Source organism: Mesorhizobium sp. LMG 17147 (genome assembly GCF_024297145.1).
Taxonomy (GTDB): domain Bacteria; phylum Pseudomonadota; class Alphaproteobacteria; order Rhizobiales; family Rhizobiaceae; genus Mesorhizobium.
The window spans coordinates 31551-50708 of record NZ_JANCTC010000025.1 but is presented as its reverse complement, the minus strand read 5'-3'; the positions used below and the strand labels follow the sequence as shown (position 1 = coordinate 50708).

At 62.8% G+C, this 19158-nt stretch carries 22 protein-coding genes and 1 pseudogene; 7 read left to right on the top strand and 16 right to left on the bottom strand.

Features of this window, described 5'->3' with window-relative positions:
* Positions 1-34: 34 nt before the first annotated feature.
* From NMG46_RS26920 to NMG46_RS30070, 3 genes are all read right to left on the bottom strand, one after another.
* On the bottom strand, positions 35-394 hold the full coding sequence (locus NMG46_RS26920) for a hypothetical protein (protein WP_254820367.1): 360 nt from the start codon (positions 392-394) through the stop codon (positions 35-37).
* 244 nt (positions 395-638) lie between these two features.
* Entirely contained in the window at positions 639-1085 is a 447-nt protein-coding gene (locus NMG46_RS26915) for a YcgN family cysteine cluster protein (RefSeq protein WP_254820372.1), read from the bottom strand.
* Between the two features lie 273 nt (positions 1086-1358).
* Entirely contained in the window at positions 1359-2087 is a 729-nt protein-coding gene (locus NMG46_RS30070) for a hypothetical protein (RefSeq protein ID WP_368389324.1), read from the bottom strand.
* Positions 2088-2162: 75 nt separating this feature from the next.
* Between NMG46_RS30070 and NMG46_RS30065 the strand changes: the two genes are divergently transcribed.
* Together NMG46_RS30065 and NMG46_RS26905 are read left to right on the top strand one after the other, a co-directional pair.
* Entirely contained in the window at positions 2163-3428 is a 1266-nt protein-coding gene (locus NMG46_RS30065; protein ID WP_352477771.1) for an OmpA family protein, read from the top strand.
* A gap of 237 nt (positions 3429-3665) precedes the next feature.
* Positions 3666-4181, top strand: a complete 516-nt coding sequence (locus NMG46_RS26905) for a TIGR00645 family protein (RefSeq protein ID WP_254820365.1) — start codon at positions 3666-3668, stop codon at positions 4179-4181.
* Between the two features lie 52 nt (positions 4182-4233).
* Here the strand turns inward: NMG46_RS26905 and NMG46_RS26900 are convergent, their stop codons facing one another.
* The 3 genes from NMG46_RS26900 to NMG46_RS26890 form a co-directional block, all read right to left on the bottom strand.
* On the bottom strand, positions 4234-5100 hold the full coding sequence (locus tag NMG46_RS26900; protein ID WP_254820364.1) for an NAD(P)-dependent oxidoreductase: 867 nt from the start codon (positions 5098-5100) through the stop codon (positions 4234-4236).
* A 114-nt stretch (positions 5101-5214) separates the two neighbouring features.
* Entirely contained in the window at positions 5215-5847 is a 633-nt protein-coding gene (locus NMG46_RS26895; RefSeq protein WP_254820363.1) for a helix-turn-helix transcriptional regulator, read from the bottom strand.
* 7 nt (positions 5848-5854) lie between these two features.
* Positions 5855-6724 (bottom strand): S1C family serine protease, encoded by an 870-nt coding sequence (locus NMG46_RS26890; protein WP_254820362.1) that lies wholly within the window; start codon positions 6722-6724, stop codon positions 5855-5857.
* A gap of 169 nt (positions 6725-6893) precedes the next feature.
* Here NMG46_RS26890 and NMG46_RS26885 point away from each other — a divergent pair, with 169 nt between their 5' ends.
* Positions 6894-7841 carry a trypsin-like peptidase domain-containing protein gene (locus tag NMG46_RS26885; RefSeq protein ID WP_254820361.1) on the top strand — a complete coding sequence of 316 codons (948 nt, stop codon included), beginning with the start codon at positions 6894-6896 and terminating at the stop codon, positions 7839-7841.
* Positions 7842-7961: 120 nt separating this feature from the next.
* On the opposite strand, the gene NMG46_RS26880 is transcribed toward NMG46_RS26885, so the two are convergent.
* The 3 genes from NMG46_RS26880 to NMG46_RS26870 form a co-directional block, all read right to left on the bottom strand.
* Positions 7962-8189 carry an arginase family protein gene (locus NMG46_RS26880; RefSeq protein ID WP_254820360.1) on the bottom strand — a complete coding sequence of 76 codons (228 nt, stop codon included), beginning with the start codon at positions 8187-8189 and terminating at the stop codon, positions 7962-7964.
* Positions 8179-8874: an arginase family protein gene (locus tag NMG46_RS26875; protein ID WP_254820359.1), complete on the bottom strand. Its 696-nt coding sequence runs from the start codon at positions 8872-8874 to the stop codon at positions 8179-8181. The genes NMG46_RS26880 and NMG46_RS26875 overlap by 11 nt, the downstream gene beginning before the upstream one ends.
* Before the next feature lie 118 nt (positions 8875-8992).
* Complete coding sequence (locus NMG46_RS26870) at positions 8993-9415, bottom strand: VOC family protein (protein WP_254820358.1); 423 nt, start codon at positions 9413-9415, stop codon at positions 8993-8995.
* 67 nt (positions 9416-9482) lie between these two features.
* Between NMG46_RS26870 and NMG46_RS26865 the strand changes: the two genes are divergently transcribed.
* Positions 9483-10109 (top strand): TetR/AcrR family transcriptional regulator, encoded by a 627-nt coding sequence (locus NMG46_RS26865; protein WP_254820357.1) that lies wholly within the window; start codon positions 9483-9485, stop codon positions 10107-10109.
* Here the strand turns inward: NMG46_RS26865 and NMG46_RS26860 are convergent.
* Entirely contained in the window at positions 10042-10998 is a 957-nt protein-coding gene (locus NMG46_RS26860; RefSeq protein WP_254820356.1) for a LysR family transcriptional regulator, read from the bottom strand. The two genes, NMG46_RS26865 and NMG46_RS26860, sit on opposite strands and share 68 nt — an antisense overlap.
* A gap of 110 nt (positions 10999-11108) precedes the next feature.
* Between NMG46_RS26860 and NMG46_RS26855 the strand changes: the two genes are divergently transcribed.
* The 3 genes and pseudogenes from NMG46_RS26855 (at position 11109) to NMG46_RS26845 (ending at position 12143) form a co-directional block, all read left to right on the top strand.
* Complete coding sequence (locus NMG46_RS26855) at positions 11109-11753, top strand: FMN-dependent NADH-azoreductase (RefSeq protein WP_254820355.1); 645 nt, start codon at positions 11109-11111, stop codon at positions 11751-11753.
* A gap of 149 nt (positions 11754-11902) precedes the next feature.
* Positions 11903-11956, top strand: a pseudogene (locus NMG46_RS30060) (hypothetical protein); the annotation flags it as partial.
* Positions 11934-12143 carry a hypothetical protein gene (locus NMG46_RS26845; protein ID WP_368389323.1) on the top strand — a complete coding sequence of 70 codons (210 nt, stop codon included), beginning with the start codon at positions 11934-11936 and terminating at the stop codon, positions 12141-12143. The pseudogene NMG46_RS30060 and the gene NMG46_RS26845, both read left to right, overlap by 23 nt.
* Before the next feature lie 5 nt (positions 12144-12148).
* Here NMG46_RS26845 and NMG46_RS26840 read toward each other — a convergent pair whose 3' ends face one another.
* The 6 genes from NMG46_RS26840 to dnaG all read right to left on the bottom strand — a co-directional run bounded on the left by NMG46_RS26840 (position 12149) and on the right by dnaG (position 19008).
* Positions 12149-12439, bottom strand: coding sequence for an HlyU family transcriptional regulator (locus tag NMG46_RS26840; protein WP_023678291.1), 291 nt, complete (start codon positions 12437-12439; stop codon positions 12149-12151).
* 113 nt (positions 12440-12552) lie between these two features.
* On the bottom strand, positions 12553-13233 hold the full coding sequence (locus NMG46_RS26835) for a PadR family transcriptional regulator (RefSeq protein WP_254820353.1): 681 nt from the start codon (positions 13231-13233) through the stop codon (positions 12553-12555).
* Positions 13234-13662: 429 nt separating this feature from the next.
* Positions 13663-14043, bottom strand: coding sequence for a thiol-disulfide oxidoreductase DCC family protein (locus NMG46_RS26830; RefSeq protein ID WP_254820352.1), 381 nt, complete (start codon positions 14041-14043; stop codon positions 13663-13665).
* Positions 14044-14148: 105 nt separating this feature from the next.
* Entirely contained in the window at positions 14149-14442 is a 294-nt protein-coding gene (locus tag NMG46_RS26825; RefSeq protein ID WP_254820351.1) for a GYD domain-containing protein, read from the bottom strand.
* Between the two features lie 207 nt (positions 14443-14649).
* A complete protein-coding gene (gene rpoD, locus NMG46_RS26820) occupies positions 14650-16671 on the bottom strand; it encodes an RNA polymerase sigma factor RpoD (protein WP_023678297.1) in 2022 nt (673 codons plus the stop codon).
* A 375-nt stretch (positions 16672-17046) separates the two neighbouring features.
* Positions 17047-19008 (bottom strand): DNA primase, encoded by a 1962-nt coding sequence (dnaG, locus tag NMG46_RS26815; RefSeq protein ID WP_254820350.1) that lies wholly within the window; start codon positions 19006-19008, stop codon positions 17047-17049.
* Between the last annotated feature and the right edge of the window lie 150 nt (positions 19009-19158).

Sequence of the window (19158 nt, the reverse complement as noted above, 5' to 3'; positions counted from 1 at the left end):
GGCTGCAAGTCAACCGGCCGCAGGCCCGAAGACCTTAGCGATAGATGATCGGACAGCCGCGCTCGTTGGCGAATACGATCACGACACGGTCGCCATACTGGCGGCCGGCGACCTTGACCGTGCGGCGGTTGATGTCGATGATGCGGGCGCGGTGCAGGCCCATGCGTTCGGCCTTGTCGATGGCACGCTCCGGCGAACAGGACCGGCGCCAGCCGCCATGACGGCGGTGTTCGCGATAGTAGCCATCATCTTCGTCGCCGGCATAGACGCCGACGCGCGGGTCTTGGTTGTTGCCGAAGCCGAGATAGATGCTGTCAGCATGAGCGGGGATGGCAGCAAGCGTGCCAAGGCCGACAAGAGCCGAAAGAGCCGCCGTCTTGATGGTGTTGAACATTGTCTTCTCTCCTTGTTGAGGGTTTCCACCCGTTTCGTCGAACCGATGGGAGGAGAATGCACCCGCCTGTCTGAATTTTTTGCGAACCGGCCATTCATCTCCAGTTCATGAGGCAGAACCGGAATAGTCTCTCGCTTCTGAAGGCGGTGCTATGGACGGCGGTGCTACATAGGGTGGATAGCATGGTGGATGGACAACGTCCGTTTTGCCGTCGATTCCGGATTCTCGATTTTGCGATAAAATCCTAAGGCTCGTCCGCGAGAATATGGTCGAAATAGTCGTCCGGCTCGGCAAGGTCGGTCTCGCTCGCGCTGACTCGGCCGCGCATCGAGATGCCTGCCTCGTGCACGGTCTCGTCGCTTCCAGACACCAGCCTGTGCCACCAATAGAGATCGCGGCCCTCGGCGACCAGCCGGTAAGCGCAAGTCTTGGGCAGCCAGCTGATGGTGCGCACATTCTGCGGCGTCAGCCCGACACAATCCGGAACACGCGCCAGCCGGTTGGCATAGTCGGAACAGCGGCAGCTTCCAGCGTCGAACAGCCGGCAGCCGACGCTGGTCCAGTAGATTTCTCCGGTGTCCTCGTCTTCGAGTTTGGACAGGCAGCATTTGCCGCAGCCGTCGCAGAGTGATTCCCACTCGGCCGGGGTCATCGCCTCGAGCGTCTTGGTCTTCCAGAACGGCTTGTCCATTGTCGGCATGTGGCCCTCGGACGCCTCAAGGTCAAGCACGGCAACCCTTGCGCCTCGTCCGAACGATACGCCAGGAACATACGAATGACACGAAGTCGCCTTCAAAACGCCGGTCAATCGCCCTGTACCACCGCTAAGACCTACAAACAGGAACCAAACATGATTGCTGAAAGTTTGGGCACGGATGGGACGCCACAAGGAGTGTTTATGATGAAACGCCAACCACGGATTCTGGCAGGCACGGCGCTTGGCCTGTTGATGGCGTCCGCGCCGTTAGGCGCGTTCCCGCTGCAAGGCAATGCTGCATTCGGCCCCGCCCGGAACAGCGCAATGTTTATCCCGGCGCAGTCGAATTGTGCCGAGGGCGAATCGGCCGAAGCTTGCGCTCAAGGCGGAAAGTCGGAGCCGGAACAGAAGCCCGGCAAGAGGCGCGACCGGCAAAAACAATCCGAAGCGGCGCCCGCCGAACAATCGAGCGAGCCCGAGCAGAAGCCGCGCAGGAACAAGCGCGAGCAGCAAAAACAGAGTGAATCCGCGCCTGCCGAACAGCTCGCGCCTTCCGGCGAAGAGCAGCAAGGAAATCAACGAAGGAAGAAGAGGCAGCAGCAGATCGAAGCCGCTCCGGCTGACCAGCAGGCCGCGCCTGCGAACGACGATCAGCAGCAACTCAAACCGCGCAGGAAGAAGCGCGACCAGCAGCAGGAAGCTGCACCTGCTGAACAACCCGCCAGGCAGGTTGCGCCCGCGAACGACGATCAGCAGCAGCTCAAGCCGCGGGGAAAGAAGCGCGACCAGCAACAGCAGGAGGCCGCGCCTGCCGAACAGCCGGCCGAGCAGGCTGCACCCGCGAACGACAACAACGAGCAAGTCAATCCGCGCAAGAGGAAGAACAAGCAAGACCAGCAGATCGAGGCGGCACCGGCCGAACAGGCGCCGCGCAAGAAGGAACGCCCCGCCGGTGAGCCTCTCCCACAGGCCGAGCCACTTCCAACCGAGAAGCAAGCGGCTCCTGCTCAAGGCGAACAGCCCGAGAACCAGGCGAAAAAGCGTGGCAAGAAGCCCGTTGTGGAAGAGCCGGTGACCGGCGAACAGCAGCCCGCAACCGGTGAGCAGCCCACGACGACGGGCGAACAGGCAGCACCCGCCGAGGGTGGGCTCCCTGCTCAGGGCGAAGCCGCCGCCAACCCGAACGAGGCGCCCATACTGGACAGCCAGAAGGATGTCTTGCGCAAGCGCAAGGCCGGCAAGGAGCGCGGCCAAAATGCCGGTAAGCAGCAGGGCAACCAGCCAGCCCAGCAGGGCGAGAACCAGGTGGAAGCCCCGAAGCCTGCTCCGATCGAGGAGGGACCGCCACCTACCGACGACAAGGCAGCCCAGCAGGAGATCAAGCCTGAAAAGATCGTTCCGGTGACCGAGGAAAAAGGCAAGCGCGTCGAGCGTGCGCCCGACATCGAGGATGTTCGCCGCCGTCCGCGCCCGCAGGGCGCCAACGTCGTCAGGGAATTCGGCGACCGCGTCATCCTGCAGTTCAACAACCAGACCTTCGTGGAAAGCAGCGATGCCCCGCGCATGCACCGCGGCGCCAGGAATGTCTATTATGAGGACCTGTCGGGCGATCGCACCCGGGAAATCGTCGAGCGTGACAATGGTGTCCGGATCGTCACTATCCGCAACCGCTACGGCGACGTCATCCAGCGTTCACGCATCGCGCCTGACGGGCGCGAATATGTGCTGAGCTATGTCGACGAGCGCTACTATGACGATGATGCAGACTGGCGCGACCCGGGCGACGACCTGCCGCCGATGCGCCTTGCCATTCCGCAAGAGGAGTACATTCTGGATTCCGAAGAGGTCGAGGATCCGGACGACTATTACACCTTCCTCGAACGGCCGCCGGTGGAGAGGGTCCAGCGCCTCTATTCGGTCGACGAGGTCAAGCGCTCGGCCCGCGTGCGTGACATCGCCCGCCGGATCGACCTCGATACGCTCAACTTCGAGTTCGGTTCGGCTTCGATTTCCGACACCGAGGTCCAGAAGCTGGAGGGTGTTGCCAACGCCATGGAGAAGCTGCTGAAGAAAAACCCGGCCGAGACCTTCCTGATCGAAGGCCATACCGATGCAGTCGGCACGCCGGAAGCGAACCTCGCTCTGTCCGACCGCCGCGCCGAGGCGGTCGCCGAAGCCTTGACCAACGCCTTTGGCATCCCGCCGGAGAACCTGACGACGCAGGGTTATGGCGAGGAGTATCTCAAGGTAAACACGTCGGGACCCAATCGCGAGAACCGGCGCGTCGCCATCCGCCGGATTACCCCCCTAGTGGCGCCGGTGGCCAGCGCCCAATAAACCGCAATGTGAACCGCGCGATTTGATCAACCATTGAGTCGCGCGGTCATCAATCTTGAAACGCGCGGCTACCAATCCCAAATTCTGGACAGGGCGTTCCCTGCCCTGTCCCGACTCCAGCGGGACACGCGAGCCCCGCCGGTCCCCTCCCGGCGGGGTTTCGTTTTTTTAGGACCTTGCAAACCGCCGCAGCCTGCCCGAAATACGGCGCTCCGCAAAGAAGCCCGGAACCGTCACATGAAGCGCATCGAACTTGCCATCGAATCGATCATTCTCGCCTCGCGCTGGCTGCTGGTCGCCTTCTATCTCGGACTGGGCGCGGCACTTGCCATCTATGCCGTGTCCTTCGGCAAGAAGCTGTTCGAGTTCGTTCCCGTCGCCTTCACGCTCGATGACACCGACACCATCCTGAAAATGCTCGGCCTCATCGATGCCGCGCTGGTCGCCTCACTGGTGGTGATGGTGATCATCTCGGGCTACGAAAACTTCGTCAGCCGCTTCGATGAAAATGACGGCAAGGTGCATTGGCTGGGCACGATCGATGTCGGCTCGCTGAAGGTCAAGGTCGCCTCGACAATCGTAGCGATCTCCTCGATCCACCTCTTGCAGGTGTTCCTGAACTCGGTCTCCTACACGACCGACCAGCTGATGTGGCTGACCATCATTCATCTGGCCTTCGTCGCCTCGGCATTCATGCTTGCTTATATCGACCGGCTGATGGGCCTGGGCAAAGCCAAGAAAGCCGGGGAGTGAGCATGCGTCTGTGCCGGTCTTTTGAGGATACTTCTGTAGGTAGATACTTCCGTCAGTAGATAGCTTTGATTTTGGTATCAGTCCGCCCGAACACCTCGTCCGGCACAAAAAAGTCGCCGGCGAGCGGGCCTGTCGCGCCCGGCGCATAGGTCGAGAAATCGCTGACGCCCTCGGCCCGCAGCACTTCTTCGTCGATGTAGAAATTGCCGGTCGCCTCGCGCGACGGCCTGACCAGGATGGCGTATGCCGCATCGGCCATGATGTCGGGCGAACGGCTCATCGCTGCCACCGTCGCTCCGCCCAGCAGGTTGCGCACCGCTGCCGTGTCGATGGTAGAGATCGGCCATAGCGAATTGACCGCGATGCCATCCCTGGCGAACTCGGCGCTCATGCCCAGCGTGCACATCGACATGCCGAACTTCGCCATCGTGTAGGCGACATGGTTCTTGAACCATTTGGCCTTCATGTCGAGCGGCGGTGCCAGGTTCAAAATGTGAGGATTTTCCGCCAACCTTAAATATGGAATGCACGTTTTGGAGACGAGAAAAGTGCCGCGCGTATTGATCTGGTGCATCAGGTCGTAACGTTTCATGTCGGTCTCCAGCGTGCCGGTGAGTTGGATGGCGCTGGCGTTGTTGATACAAATATCGATGCCGCCGAACCTCTCCACGGTTTTGGCGATGGCTTCGGCGACCTGCGCTTCATCACGGATGTCGCACAGCGCTGGCAGTCCCTTGCCGCCGGCCTGCTCGATCTCTTGCGCCGCCGTGTAGATCGTCCCCGGCAGCTTCGGATGCGGCTCGGCGGTCTTGGCCGCGATCGTCACGTTGGCGCCGTCGCGCGCCGCGCGCAACGCAATCGCCAGTCCGATGCCGCGCGACCCGCCGGAGATGAATAGCGTCTTTCCCTTGAGCGACATCGTTGCGTCTCCTTGCAACAAGAAAGACACGATCCTTGCGCGGCTGAGAACCGCCGCGCAAGGCCCAACCCACCGCATGCGGGTTACGCTGCGTAGGCGTTGAGACAATTCGAGCTAGACCAGCACCAAGCCCTGCCGCATGGCGATGGCGATCGCATCGGTGCGGTTGGCGGCACCGAGCTTGGTCAAGATAGCCGCGACGTGGAACTTCGCCGTGTGCACGGAGATGTCCAGCCGTCGCGCGATAACCTTGTTGGGCGCGCCCTCGGCCAGCAGCGCCAGCACCTCGCTTTCGCGCGGCGAAAGTGTTGGCCGGGCGATGTGCCCATCAGTCGGTTCCTCATCGAACCGGTCGCTGTCATGGAAGGTAAAATCGTGCCGATCGGATAGAGCATGGCTGTCGCGCGAAATCCGGTAGCCCGCCGCCGCCAGCCGCGCGGCAGCGGCGATCAGCAACTCGTCCGCTTGCACCGGCAGCACGGCAAACACTGTATCGGCCGGCCGTTCACGGGCCGCTCGCGATAATAGCAGCACGCGAGGCATAGCCGCGTCGAAGAGACCGCCTTGTACTCCATGGTCATCGACGATGGCGACATCCGCCGCCCCGCGCCCGTCGACGTCGCCCGCCAGAACCGGCCGCAGATCATCGGTCGCGGCGAGAGCCGCGGACAGACTTCGTGCGCGCTCGGCGTCAGCGAGCGCGATCAGCACCGTCAACCGTCTGCCAGCGACCTCACCGCTTACCATCTATCCCTCAGCTCAGTGGCTTTTCACCGATGGTCAGGGAAACCTCACGATTCTCGCCGCCGCGCACCACGCCGAGTGTCACCAAGGCACCGGCACTGTCTGGCCCGAGCTTGCGGATCAGCTCGCGCGGGCCATGCACAGCCTCTGCGTTCCACGACACGATGATGTCGCCGAGGCTGAGACCGGCTGCTTTCGCCGGGCCGTTATCGTCCAGGCTCATCACCATGGCGCCCTGTGTATCACCATTGCGGACCGGATGCAGGCCGGCGCCAAGATAGCCGCGCGCCACATGACCCTTCTCGCGCAGCGTCGTGACTGCCCGTTCGATCGTTTCGTAAGGCATGACCAGCGCCCGCCGGCGTGGCCCGAACAGCAGCATGCCGATCAGTCCGCCCTTGGCGTCGAGCACAGGGCCGCCCTCGAAACGGCCGTCGGCATTGACGGCAAGGTTGATGCGCCGGTCGATCGTGCCGCCCCGCATCGAGCGCCAGGCCGGACCGACCTCGCCGACCGTGCCGAAGGTGGCGAGTGACGTACCGTCACTATTGCCCGCGATGATTGCCAGATTGCCCGGCCGCACCGCCTCCGCTTTTACCAGTGACGGGGCGCTCGGCGCGCCGGCCGGTTTCAAAACGGCCGTGCCGGTGGACGGGTCGCGGCCGACCAGTTCGGCCTTGACGGCTTGGCCCGAAGAAAACGTCAGCTCGATCTCCTCGCCGGCCTCGACCGCCTCCTCGGCAGTGACGAAATAGCCGTCCCGCCAGTGGACAGCAGTTGACGTCCGCTGGTGCGTCGCGAAGCTGGCCGTCGCTGGTGCCGCAGCTGCCGCGATGTCGGCAATGGCGTCGGAAAACATGCTCAGATTGAAATCGCTCATGATTTGTCTCCTGGGTTCTTCGTGACCCAGATATCGCCCGGCAGGGTGTTGGCGGATACTCGCCTGACGGCTAGTTGAGCATTTGACTGGCCATCTGGCCAGGTCGCGGCCGGTCCGGCCGCTTCGCACATATAGGCATTGTTCATCTTGTTCCAAACGGAGCCCTCAGGTGGCCTTGCCCGCTCAGCAATTGCAATATGACGATGCCCTTCTCGATGCTTATTCGGCGACGGTCGCCGATGCCGTCGACCGCATCGGGCCCGCCGTCTGCCGCATCGAGCGCATCGGTGGCCCGGGCGGCCATGGTTCCGGCTTCGTCATCGCGCCGGACGGGCTGGTCGTCACCAACTTCCACGTCGTCGGCGATGCGCGCAGCGTGCGCGTATCTATGCCGGACGGCGCCTCCAGGGAAGGCCGCGTGCTCGGCCGCGATCCCGACACTGACATTGCGCTGGTGCGCGCCGACGGTGACTTTGCCGACGTTGCGCCGCTTGGCGATTCCAAGCGTTTGAGGCGCGGCCAGATTGCAATTGCCATCGGCAACCCGCTCGGCTTCGAATGGACCGTCACCACTGGCGTCGTCTCGGCACTCGGCCGTTCGATGCGTGCCTCCACCGGCCGGCTGATCGACGACGTCATCCAGACCGACGCCGCGCTCAATCCCGGCAATTCCGGCGGACCACTGGTGTCGTCGGCCGGCGAGGTGATCGGCGTTAACACCGCGATGATCCATGGTGCGCAAGGCATCGCCTTCGCGGTTGCCTCCAACACGGCCAATTTCGTCATCTCGGAAATCATCCGCTTCGGCCGCGTGCGCCGTGCCTTCATCGGCGTTTCAGCCGACACCACCAACCTGCCGCGCCGCGCAGCCCTTTTGTCGCAAGTATCGAGCCGCACAGCGGTGCGCCTGCGCACCGTCGAAAAGAACAGCCCGGCGGACAAGGCCGGCCTCAGGGAAGGCGACATCATTGCCGCCATCGACGGCCGCCCGGTCACCGGTGTCGACGATCTGGTGCGCATGCTCGACGCCGAGCGCATCGGCCACGAGACGCTGTGCACGGTGGTGCGCCGCTCCGGCATTACTCAGGTCACGGTAATGCCAGTGGCGCGAAGCTGAGTGCTCGACCTTGATCCCGAACCGAAGGTCAGCGCAGCAAAAAGTGGGAACCGGTTTTTCGGACAACATCATGGTCAAACAAGATAGAGCCCATCCCGAACCTATCGGAATGGGCAGGCTCTATCGCGGCGCATAGATCCGGCCAAGCAGCGAAACCAGCAGCGCGGCCAATTCGCCGGTCGGATCGAGATCCGGATCGAAAATGGTCATATCCATTCCGGTGCAGCGCGGATCCGCCACCAGCGCCGTGAGAATGTCGACGAGATCGTCGGGATCGATGCCGGGGCTGCCCGGTGAATCCACTGCCGGCATTACTGTCTGATCGAGCGCATCGACGTCAAAATGCACCCAGTGGGGCCAGCCGGGTTCGCGCCAACGTGCTCCAGGTCTTGTCCAGGACCTTCGCCGCGCCAAGCTCGCGCACGGCAAAGACGTCGATCAACGTCATCGCGGTCGAATGGATGTCCGGCCACGCGAAGTTGGCGTTGCGGTTCTCGCGTTCGCCGATCTGTATCACCTGTTCGTCCGCGACAAGCGGTCTTGCGATGCCGGGCCAGTCGGTCAGCAACGGCTCACCACGTCCGGTTGCGAGCGCAAGGTCCATGCCGGCGGCCGAGCCGAGTGAGGCGTTGACGTCGTAATTGCCCGGATGGCGGAAATCGCTGTGGCCATCAACATGGACCAGCGCAACCGGACCAGATCGCCGTGCTGCGGCCAGCGCGCCAAGCAGGACAGCGCAGTCGCCGCCCACGACCAGCGGGAACTCGCCTCGTCCCAGCGCGCCGGCAACGATTTCGGCGAGTGCGAGATTGAAGCTGCGTATGGCGTTGCCGTTGCGCAGCCGGGTGCCCGGCTGTGGCTCGGTGCTATAGGCGGGCCGATCAAGATCAACCACTTTGGCGGGCGAAAGCATCTCGACCAAGCCGGCTTCGGTAAGAGCCTGCGGCGCGCGCCAGGTCCCCGGAATATGCCCCGGCCGGAGCGGGCGGAGGCCAAGGTTGGAGGGTGCGCGGACAAGGCAGATTTCACGCATGGAGAAGGCCCAGGGTTGATTAACCCCTAAGTATAAACCGCAAGGGCGTGACCGGCCACGCGGCTAACGCCCTCACGTCGCGTCTGCGGACAGTTCCTGCCAGCGGCCGCTGTCTCGCTCAGCCCGCCGCGCCATCGGCGTATTGCGCTAGGAATTCCGGGCTCGGCGGGATCGGCCTGATGACGTCGATCAGCACGCCGTTGGGATCTTTGGTGATAAAGTGGCGCTGGCCGAAGGGTTCGTCGCACAGCGTTCGCAGGATCGGTAGCCCGGCGGCGGTGATCCGCTCATAGACGGCATCCGGATCCCTGACCTCGAAGTTGATCAGCAGGCCAGACGTGCGGCCCCGCCCTTCCTCCGGGATCGTCTCATGATCGCCCTGGACGATGCCGAGGTTGACGCGGCGGTCTTCGGCTGAGCGCAGATGCACGTACCAGTCGGCCTCAAACAGCGGCTTGAAGCCGAAATGCGCAACATAGAAGGCTGCCGTGCCGGCAACGTCGCTCGTCATCAGCACCGGATAATAGCTCGTCGTCCTCATCTTTCCTTCTCCCGGCGAATAACATACAGTCTGCATGTAAATGGGCATTAACATACAGGCTGCATGTATGCAACAACGATCCGCTCGCCGCTCCAACCGCGATCGCACCGAGGCGACACGCGCCGAGCTCATCGCCGCGGCGCGAAAACTGTTCACCGAAAAATCCTATGCCGAGACCAGCACACCCGAGATCGTCGCCGCTACCGGCGTAACGCGCGGCGCGCTCTATCATCACTTTGCCGACAAGCAGGCGCTGTTTGCCGCTGTGGTCGAACAGGAGGCGCAAGCCATCGCGGAAGAGATCGAACGCGCGTCGCCGCCTTCGCTATTTGCCCACGATGCGCTGATTGCCGGCTCGGATGCCTATCTGGCTGCCATGCGTGCCCCCGGCCGCACGCGGCTCTTGCTGCTTGATGGCCCGGCCGTGCTCGGCCGCGCCGCCATGGATGCGATCGACAATCGCCATGGCAACCGTTCGCTGCGCGAGGGCCTTATCGCCGCGATGCGGTCGCACTCCATGAAGAGATTGCCTGTGGAAGCACTGACCGCTTTGCTCGCCGCTGCCTTCGACCGCGCAGCGCTCGCCATTGAAGCTGGAGCCTCGATCGAGGACTATCGCGCCGTTCTCATGGCGCTGATCGACGGCCTGTCTCCGGCTCCTTCGCAGGCATCTCACCCGGCTCGAACTCGTTGAAACAGCCGAGCTGGCGCTTGAACTGGTCGATCAGCCAGGCCGCCGCCGGTTTCGGGCTGCGATCGGCGCGATGCATGGCATAGAGCGGCGAGCGGACTTCGCTGTAAGGCTCGAGATCGAGTTCGACGAGCCGGCCGTTCGCCAGATCATCGGCAATCAGCCATCGCGGCAGCCCGCCCCAGCCCAGCCCCTCGCGCATCAGCACGTGCTTGGTGCGCACATCCGTCAGCCGCCACGTGCGGTAGGCGAAGACGCCATAGTCACGCCCGCGCGTACGCTCGGATTGGTCCGAGACGACCAGTTGGATGTGTTCGCGGACATCCTCTAGCGCCACTGGTCTCGGCAGCAGCGCCAGCGGGTGTTCAGGCGCTGCAGCTGGCACCAGGGAGATGAAGCCGATGCGAAGCAGATTCACGTCCGTCTCACCCAGAAGCCCCCCGATGCCGAGATCGGCCTGTCCGCCGACAACATGATCGAGGATCAGGCCAAGCGAGCCGATATGCAGACGCAGCGTCACTGCCGGGAACTGCGTCTCGAATGCCTTTAGCACCCGAACCAGCACCGGCGACGGTAGTGTCACGTCGACCGACAGCGTAACTTCAGCCTCCAATCCCTGCCGGTATCCGTCGACACGCGAGCGGATGCGTTGCAGCACGCCGACCATGCGTCGCGCATCTTCCAGCGTCGCCTTGCCGACATCGGTCAGTTGCGGTTCACGCGTGCCCTCGCGCTCGAACAGCTTCAGCCCGAGCTGCGCTTCGAGGTTGGCGATAGCGTAGCTGATCACCGATTGCGCGCGATTCAATTTGCGCCCGGCGGCCGAGAAGCTGCCGGTCTCGGCCACCGCAACCAGTATCTGCAGTTGGTCAAGCGTCGGGTTCGGTTGCATCGTTCAATCCACAATTTAGATGGATCATATACAAAATATACCAGTTTTTCAAATGGGTCTGCGCACACATATTTGCCGGGAGATTTTACGTCCAACCCCGGAGACCCGTCATGTCGATCCTTCTTGTCACATCCAGCCCACGCGGCGCCGCCTCGCACTCGACCCGCATCGCCACCGAACTCGCCGAGAAGCTGCTTGCCGCCAATCCCTCGGCCAGGCTTGTCGCCCGCGACCTCGTAGCCAACCCGCTGCCGCATATCGACCCCGACTATTCGACCGGCATATATATGCCGGTCGAAGCACGCAGCCAGCGCCAGGCTGAGGTCGTCGGCGTTTCCGACACGGTGCTGGACGAGCTGTTTGCGGCCGACACCGTCATTCTCGCCACGGGCTTCATCAACTTCAACATCTCCTCGACGCTGAAGTCCTGGGTCGATCACATTGCCCGTTCCGGCAAGAGCTTTGCCTATGGCGAGAACGGCCCCAAGGGCCTCGTCACCGGCAAGAAGGTCTATATCGTGCTGGCTTCGGGCGGCATCTATTCCGAAGGTGCGGCCGTGCAGTTCGATCACGCCATTCCCTACCTGCGCAGCGTACTCGGCTTTCTCGGCATGAACGATGTCGAGGTCATCCGCATCGAAGGAGTCGGGATGGGCGCCGATGCGGTGGCAGCAGCGCTGGCCAAGGCCTCCGCCAAGGTCGACGCCATTGTGGCCGCGACCGGTAATGCCGAGCGCGTGGCCACCGCGGCGTAAAGCGTCAGCATCGTCTGAATTGTACAAGGGCAGGCGCCCGGCGCCTGCCCTTGTTGCCGTTGGCGACAACCTATTGTGGTGGGCCACACAACTGCCATTGGTTATTCGTCAGCCGTGGCAAGAAGGGGCTCATCCAGCCGGCGCTGAAGGTGCGCGGCCCGGAATATTTGCGCATCATCTATGGTCCCGAATATGACGCGCCCAACAATATCGTGCGCCTCCGAGAACGCGGCCTGGCCGGCAAGCGCAGCCTTGGCGCTCAGAGAGTTCGCGCTTGGCCACGAAGCGCTAACGCGATTTGTCGCCAAGCACCCGCTGCGCCGGGTTCACGAGTGTGTCTTCGCCGTGCTGGCGTTGGAAAGCGGGCCAATCGACCCAAGGCTGTCGTAGCCGATCTACCCGAAGATCTTTTCGCCTTGCTCGTCGACCAGTTGGATGCCCTTTTTGATCGAGATGTCGACAGCGTCGTCAAGCCCGGCAAAGCGGTCGGCGCGGATGAATTTGTGCTCCTTCATCACGCCGTCGATCTCCTTCGAAACCACGCCGCAGGTCTGGTACTGGCCCTCCGCCTTGTAGGGCGTGGCGCTGATCAAAAAGCCCTTGTGCTCGATCTGCTTTGCCGGCGCCGCTGTCTTTGGCTCGGCGGCTTCGTTGCCTCCGCCGAAAAGACGCTTCAGAAAAGACATGGGGTATCCTCCAACGGCAATTATCCTGCACCACATAGCGCGGTGCAGGATGATTTTCAGTACCGGTCCTTGGCTGAGCGGGCAAGGGCCGCAGCTGGCTTGGCACTCAGAGGTCAGTCGCGCGACAACGCTTCCAAGGCCTCTGCGGCAGCTTCCAATATGCTGATTGCCTCGACCTGCTTTGCTTCAGGCGCGTCGACGATTTCGCCGAGCGCGGCGCGCAGCCGGTGGCGCACGGCGCGAAACTCGTCGCGCTTTTCCGAGCGGCCGCGGCCGCGCCGGCCACCGTCGCCGTCATCGTTCCAGCCGAACCAGTCGCGCGCCTTTGCCATCTTGCGGCCGAAGCGCTCGAGATGTTCGAGCACGTGGTCGATCATCTCGCGATTTTCGTTGAGGTGCGCCTGCCCAGCCTCGGTGATTGAAAACACCTTCTTGTTGCCGTCCGCCGCAGAAACGGCGTAGCCGGCCTCTTCCAGGAAGGTCAGCGTCGGGTAGACCACGCCGGGGCTCGGGCTGTAGAAGCCGCTGGTGCGCTCCTCCAGCGCCTTGATGATGTCGTAGCCGTGCCGCGGCGCCTCGGCCAGAAGCGACAGCGTGATCAGCTTGAGGTCGCCGTCGGCCAGCATGCGCCCGGCGCGGAACATGTCGCCCGGCCCGCCGCGTCCGCCTCTCATGCCATGCCCGAACGGGCCGAAGCCGCCGCCGCGTCCGCCGAACTTGCCGGCCATATGCATGAAAACGCGCTCGGCGTGTTCGCCAAAACGATGACGCCCGAAATGATTGTCTTTGTGCAATGTTTGCTCCTTGAGTTATGTCTTAAGATATATCTCAATACGTATTCACCGCGGCAGAGTCAAGATATATCTTACGATGTATCTGAAGATAGCGCCAGCAGGATTGGTTTTCGCCGGCAAGGGCGGTTAGGAAGCGCGCGAGGGGCCGAAGGCCACTCCCCAGGCGTCTAACGTGAAGCAACGCCCCGTTCCGGGCAGGTACGCCGAAGACCGGCGAATGGATGCAAAGGCGACGAACCGGATGCTTCGGCGAAATCCCAGACGAATGTGAAAACCTCGCGCAGAAAGCTGCCTCCGACGCTGCTGCTGGTGCTGCCGGGCGGTGCGTCGCATCGTTGGGTGGCTTTGCGAGCCCGCGGCTTGATAGCGGGGCATGCGAAAGGCTCGAAACTTTCTCGGGCCTTTCGGTGCGGGAGGAATGGATACCCGTTACCAGCGGCCTTTGCGCCGGTTCCAGGCATAGAGCAGATCGGCGAAACGATCATAGGCATAGCGCGTCAACGGCAGTGCGGCGGGATTACCGAACAGCGTCCCCAACCAGCCCTCGCCCGGCGTTATCAGCCACACCGCAACTGCAACATCGACGCCGACCAGCAATTTGCCACCGGCGTCGGTCGCATGCAGCCGACGCCGGATATCCTCCAGCCTTATGCCGTAGCGGGCCAACGCCGTCGGTTCGGCATTGATGTCGCGAAATTCGATCCGCCCGGCCTTGACCGCCTCGACCAGCCGCCGCTTCTGCCGGCTGATGCCGGCATCACAGACCGGACAGCGCGTATTATACCAGACGGTCAGCAGAGGCTTGCTCATGTTTCGAAACGGCGCCAGAGGGACGCACCGACTATCCGGCAAACGCCATTGCGCCGGAACGCAACACGACAGCCGCGAAATGGCCGGCTAGGCCTGGAGCGCAACTTACCCGAGCGAGGTGATGATCTCGCGATAGGCATCCTCTGGGAAAGCCTTGAGTGTCCGCGTCCTGACGTTTCCGGCCGTCGCCAGCATCAGCGAGAAGCGAGCCAGGACGGCATCGTCGGGCGCTTCGACCACAGCCACCATGTCGCAATCCCCCATGGTGAGATAAAATGCCTTGAAGGACCCGCCCATGTCGCCCAGCAGTTTCTTGGCGGCATCGAGCCGCTTCGGCGACTCGCGCACATTTTTGGCGCCTTGTTCCGTCCAGTTGATCAGCACGATGTAAGTTGTCATGGCACACCTCCCTCCGGTGCCACGGAGCACGGCGTCCAACCGCCGGGGCGGGCATCCGGGTTTGTCGCCCAGAGAATGCGTCCGTCGCGGAATTATCCTCTCGTAGGGCACGACCCGCAAGAGCGGCGCGTTCAATCGTGATCGCCTGTGCCCAAACGGAAAAGGGCGCCACCGGCGCCCTTGAAACTGCTTATCCGTCACCCGGCCTCAGCTGTCGAGGAAGCTTCTGAGCTTGCGCGACCGGCTCGGGTGCTTGAGCTTGCGCAGCGCCTTGGCTTCAATCTGGCGGATGCGCTCGCGGGTGACCGAGAACTGCTGGCCGACCTCTTCAAGCGTGTGGTCGGTGTTCATGCCGATACCGAAGCGCATTCTGAGCACGCGCTCTTCGCGCGGCGTCAGCGAGGCCAATACGCGCGTCGTCGTCTCGCGCAAATTGGCCTGGATCGCTGCGTCGATCGGCAGGATCGCCATCTTGTCCTCGATGAAATCGCCCAGATGCGAATCCTCCTCGTCGCCGACCGGCGTTTCGAGCGAGATCGGCTCCTTGGCGATCTTCAGCACCTTGCGCACTTTTTCCAGCGGCATGGCGAGCTTTTCCGCCAGTTCTTCCGGCGTCGGCTCACGGCCGATCTCATGCAGCATCTGGCGCGAGGTGCGCACGATCTTGTTGATCGTTTCGATCATGTGCACCGGAATGCGGATGGTGCGCGCCTGGTCGGCGATCGAACGGGTGATCGCCTGCCGGATCCACCACGTCGCGTAGGTCGAGAACTTATAGCCGCGGCGGTATTCGAATTTATCGACCGCCTTCATCAGGCCGATATTGCCTTCCTGGATCAGATCGAGGAACTGCAGGCCGCGATTGGTGTATTTCTTGGCGATGGAGATGACGAGGCGCAGATTGGCCTCGACCATTTCCTTCTTGGCGATCGCGGCTTCGCGCTCGCCCTTCTGCACCTGGTTGACGATCTTGCGGAATTCCTGGATCGAAATCGCCGTCTCGGTGGCGAGGTTCTGGATCTCGGCGCGCAGGTCGCGGATGGCGTCCTTCTCGTTCTTGGTGAATTCCTTCCAGCCGCGCGAAGTCAAATTGCCGATCGAGCGGGTCCAGTTGGGATCGAGCTCCGAGCCCTGATATTCCTTGAGGAATTCCTCGCGGCGCACACCATAGCTTTCGGCCAGCCTGAGCAGCTTGCCTTCGTTCTGCACCAGGCGCTTGTTGATGTCGTAGAGCTGCTCGACCAGCGCCTCGATGCGCGCCGTGTTCAAGGACAGCGACTTCACCGCCTTGATCAGTTGGTCCTTCAATTCCTTCAGCCGGCGGTCCTGACTGGGCGACAGCGTGCCAGCGGCGGCCAGCCGGTTCTCGACCTGCTGGTCCTGCAGCTTGCGCAGTTTCTTGTAGGTGTCGGCAATGACGTCGAGCGTCTCCATCACCTGCGGGCGCAGTTCCGCTTCCATCGCCGCCAGCGACAGGCTCGCCTCGTCATCGTCTTCCTCGTCATCGTCCACCAGGCCCCGGGTGTCGCCGCCGACATTGGTGATGTCGTCCTCGTCCTCGCGCGAACGGCGCGACTTTTCCTCGGTCTTGGCTTCTTCGATACGCTCGACAACCGGCGCCTGCTTGGCCTCCGGCCCGGCATAGGTCGCCTCGAGGTCGATGATCTCGCGCAGCAGGATCTTCGATTCGTTGAGCTCGTCGCGCCAGATGATGATGGCCTGGAAGGTCAGCGGGCTTTCGCAAAGGCCCGCGATCATCGTCTCGCGGCCGGCCTCGATGCGCTTGGCGATCGCGATTTCGCCCTCGCGCGACAGAAGCTCGACTGAGCCCATCTCGCGCAGATACATGCGGACCGGATCGTCGGTGCGGTCGGTCGGCTCTTTCTTGGTCGTGGTGGCGGCGACGGCGGTGCCGGTCTGCTCGGCGAGTTCGTTGGCGTCTTCCTCGGCGTCAGCGGCGGTATCGGCGGCTTCGGGCTCCTCGCCCTGCTCGTCGTCCTCGACCACGTTGATGCCCATGTCGGAAAGCATGGCCATCGTGTCCTCGATCTGCTCGGAGGTCACTTCCTCCGAGGGCAGCACCGAATTCAACTCGTCCATGGTGACATAGCCGCGCTTCTTGGCGGCCTTGATCATCTTCTTGACAGCATCGTCGGAAAGGTCGAGCAGAGGGCCATCGGTCGCGGCCTCGCGTTCGGTCTCGACTTCTTCCTTTTCCTTTGTCGCCATAGTCTTTGTTTTCTCCAAGCGGCTGAGTATCAAAGCCGCGTAAGCTGCCGGTCCGGTCAAATTGGATGCGCTCCTTCCAGAACGCGCTTTTACCGGGCCAGTAACTGCATCTCTCGTTAAGTCCAGATTAACCCTGATATCTGTGGCAAGCAGACTGCCTGTCCAGTGATCAGTACCTTACATCGCTGCATTCCCGTCGATGCCGGGGCGGGTTAACGTTTCGAATCGACCTGATTCCGCCATTCTGCCGGAAGGTCAAGCGCCTCTCGCATGATTCGCATGAAAAAAGCGAATCAATTACCCGACTTAGAGCACCGCACGCTTGATTCAACGCGCAAGCACGTCCTTACATTTCAGTCTTCTGGAGGCTTCGATCTAAACGCGCCCAGCTCTGCCCGACGATACGCCAAACCCTTCGATCAGCGCTTCCGTTGCCTGCACATCACGAAATTGCGCCTGGATTTCGACCAGGTGCCGGTAATTTTCGTCCGTGGGATCGCTGGCGAGCGCTGCTTCCGCCTGCTTCAGCTCCTTATGTAAGGTGCGCGCGCTGCGCTGCAAGTGGAGAGCTTGGCTGAACGCATCACGAGCATCGTCGAGTGCTGCCGTTTCCAGCGCCGGCCATTGCCGCGCACGTTTGATCAGCGCCACCGCGCGCTGCCAGATCTCACCGCAGCCGGCCCGCTCGATCGTCGCGATTACAGCCTCGCGGTTGTTGGCCATATCGTGCGCCATGGCGTCGAGGATGGCCGCATGCAGCCGCTTCAGATCGGAATTGGCGAGATCGAGGAACTCGACATGGGCGAAATTCTCGTCGATCAGCACGGGATGGTTGACGAGGGCCGCAATGATCGTCGCCTCGCGCACCGACATGCCCTCGCCGCCGCGTTTGACCAGCGCCGAGCGGCCGAGGCTTTCGGTGATCGCGGTGCGCCCACCGGCACCGCCGCCACGTGCAAACTGTCCGCCGGGTGCTGAGACCCTGCCCGGGAAGCGCTCACCGGGCCGTCCGTCCTGACGTCCCCGGCGTCCGCGCTGGGCACCGAAGAAGCTCTGCACGCGCTCGCGCATTTCCTGTTGGTAGTGATAGCGAAGGCTCTCGTCGCGGATGCGGCTGGTCAGTTCGCGCAGCGTCTTTTCGAGCTCCGCCCGCCGTTCCGGCGTATCGAAGATGCCGCCGGCGGTCTCGCGCATCCACAAGAGGTCGGCCAGCGGCCGCGCCTCGGAAAGCACGGCGCGGAACGCATCCGGTCCGTCACCCTTGACCAGATCGTCGGGATCCTTGCCCTCCGGCAGCAGGGCGAAGCGCACGGAGCGGCCCGCCTGGACCGCCGGCAGCGCCATGTCGGCGGCGCGCCATGCTGCCTTCAGCCCGGCCTGGTCGCCGTCGAAGCACAGCACCGGCTCGCCGGCCATGCGCCACAGAAGTTCGAGCTGGTTTTCAGTCAATGCGGTGCCGAGCGGCGCCACCACGTTCTCGAAGCCGGCCTGCGCCAGCGCGATCACATCCATGTAGCCCTCTACGGCAATGACCGTGCCGCCCTTGGCCAGCGCTCCCTTTCCGAGCGCTTGGCGCGCACGGGCGAAATTGTAGAGCACGTTGCCCTTGTGGAAGAGCTCCGTATCGGGCGAGTTCATGTATTTGGCCAGCGCATCCGGCGCCAGTGCCCGCCCGCCGAAGGCGATGATCTTGCCCCTGGAATCCGGGATCGGGAACATGATGCGGTCGCGAAACCAATCATAGGAAACCGGCACGTCGTCGCCATGTCGCACCAGCCCGCACGCCTCGATGTCGGCCTTGGGGACACCCTTGGCGGCAAGGTGCTCCTTCAGCGCGTTGCGGCTGTCGGGGGCATAGCCGAGGCGGAAAGACTGCTGCGTCGCCGGTGTCAGCCCCCGGTCGCGCAGGTAGGCGCGGGCCTTTGCCCCTTCCGGTCCCTGCAGCCGTTCCTGGAAGAACACCGTCGCCATCTCCATGACATCGGTCAGGCTGGCGCGTTCCTTTTCGCGCCGTTCCTCATCGGCATCGCGAACCGGCATCGGCACGCCGGCCATGTCGGCGATCTTCTCGACGGCCTCGGGAAAGCTTATCCCATCGAGTTCGGTCAAAAACTTGAAATGGTCGCCCGAAACCGAGCAGCCGAAACAGTGATAACGGCCCTTCTTGTCCTCGCAATGGAAGGACGGGCTCTTCTCGCCATGGAACGGACAGCACGCCCAATAATCGCCACGCGGCGCGTTGGTCTTCTTCCTGTCCCACGCGACGCGCTGGCCGATCACCGAAGAAATCGGTACGCGGTCGCGTATCTCGTCGAGGAAAGCAGGCGGAAAGCGCATGGGGACAGCTCGTTTGGCCTTCATATAATCACACGGGCGAAGCCCGACGACTCGTAATGGCGACCATACCCGGTTTTCACAGGTCAAAAAGAGAAGGCGGCCCGCGGACCGCCTTCTTGATCTAAACCGGCGCAGCGCCGGTCAGCCGTT

Coding starts and splice junctions, on each gene's coding strand:
- NMG46_RS26920 (WP_254820367.1), bottom strand. CDS start 394: ATGTTCAACACCATCAAGACGGCGGCTCTTTCGGCTCTTGTCGGCCTT.
- NMG46_RS26915 (WP_254820372.1), bottom strand. CDS start 1,085: ATGGACAAGCCGTTCTGGAAGACCAAGACGCTCGAGGCGATGACCCCG.
- NMG46_RS26840 (WP_023678291.1), bottom strand. CDS start 12,439: ATGTCTTTTCTGAAGCGTCTTTTCGGCGGAGGCAACGAAGCCGCCGAG.
- NMG46_RS26860 (WP_254820356.1), bottom strand. CDS start 10,998: ATGCAACCGAACCCGACGCTTGACCAACTGCAGATACTGGTTGCGGTG.
- NMG46_RS26865 (WP_254820357.1), top strand. CDS start 9,483: ATGCAACAACGATCCGCTCGCCGCTCCAACCGCGATCGCACCGAGGCG.
- NMG46_RS26830 (WP_254820352.1), bottom strand. CDS start 14,043: ATGAGCAAGCCTCTGCTGACCGTCTGGTATAATACGCGCTGTCCGGTC.
- NMG46_RS26895 (WP_254820363.1), bottom strand. CDS start 5,847: ATGGTAAGCGGTGAGGTCGCTGGCAGACGGTTGACGGTGCTGATCGCG.
- NMG46_RS26870 (WP_254820358.1), bottom strand. CDS start 9,415: ATGAGGACGACGAGCTATTATCCGGTGCTGATGACGAGCGACGTTGCC.
- NMG46_RS26855 (WP_254820355.1), top strand. CDS start 11,109: ATGTCGATCCTTCTTGTCACATCCAGCCCACGCGGCGCCGCCTCGCAC.
- NMG46_RS26900 (WP_254820364.1), bottom strand. CDS start 5,100: ATGTCGCTCAAGGGAAAGACGCTATTCATCTCCGGCGGGTCGCGCGGC.
- dnaG (WP_254820350.1), bottom strand. CDS start 19,008: ATGCGCTTTCCGCCTGCTTTCCTCGACGAGATACGCGACCGCGTACCG.
- NMG46_RS26905 (WP_254820365.1), top strand. CDS start 3,666: ATGAAGCGCATCGAACTTGCCATCGAATCGATCATTCTCGCCTCGCGC.
- NMG46_RS26825 (WP_254820351.1), bottom strand. CDS start 14,442: ATGACAACTTACATCGTGCTGATCAACTGGACGGAACAAGGCGCCAAA.
- NMG46_RS26845 (WP_368389323.1), top strand. CDS start 11,934: ATGGTCCCGAATATGACGCGCCCAACAATATCGTGCGCCTCCGAGAAC.
- NMG46_RS26890 (WP_254820362.1), bottom strand. CDS start 6,724: ATGAGCGATTTCAATCTGAGCATGTTTTCCGACGCCATTGCCGACATC.
- NMG46_RS26875 (WP_254820359.1), bottom strand. CDS start 8,874: ATGCGTGAAATCTGCCTTGTCCGCGCACCCTCCAACCTTGGCCTCCGC.
- rpoD (WP_023678297.1), bottom strand. CDS start 16,671: ATGGCGACAAAGGAAAAGGAAGAAGTCGAGACCGAACGCGAGGCCGCG.